Here is a 298-nt window from a genome sequence, read left to right as displayed (position 1 = left end):
GGCCAGAGCGCTCATCACATCCCGCAGCAGCTCGTTGCGGTCCAGCGCCACGATCTCAAGGCCGGCCTTGTAGCTGTCCTTGACGCTGACGGCCCAGTAAGCCTTGACCCAGCGGGGGGCGTTGGTGGGGTCCTTCATGCTGGAGATGGCATTGACACAGCTCTGCTTGTGGATGGACACGCCAAAACCGCGGGTGATAAAGCCCACGATGGGGTCGCCGGGCAGCGGACTGCAGCACTTGGCGTACTTGATGGGGGTGTTGTCGAAGCCCTCCACCACCACACCATCGGTGGCGTGG

Annotated in this window: 1 pseudogene; it reads right to left on the bottom strand. The window is 63.4% G+C overall.

What is annotated here, in order from left to right:
- Window positions 1-298 (bottom strand): annotated as a pseudogene (locus tag P0G09_RS19125) ((p)ppGpp synthetase); the annotation flags it as partial.

It is taken from the genome of Faecalibacterium sp. DFI.5.82, from assembly GCF_029076575.1.
GTDB lineage: Bacteria > Bacillota > Clostridia > Oscillospirales > Ruminococcaceae > Faecalibacterium > Faecalibacterium duncaniae.
This window is presented reverse-complemented; position numbering and strand designations above follow the sequence as displayed.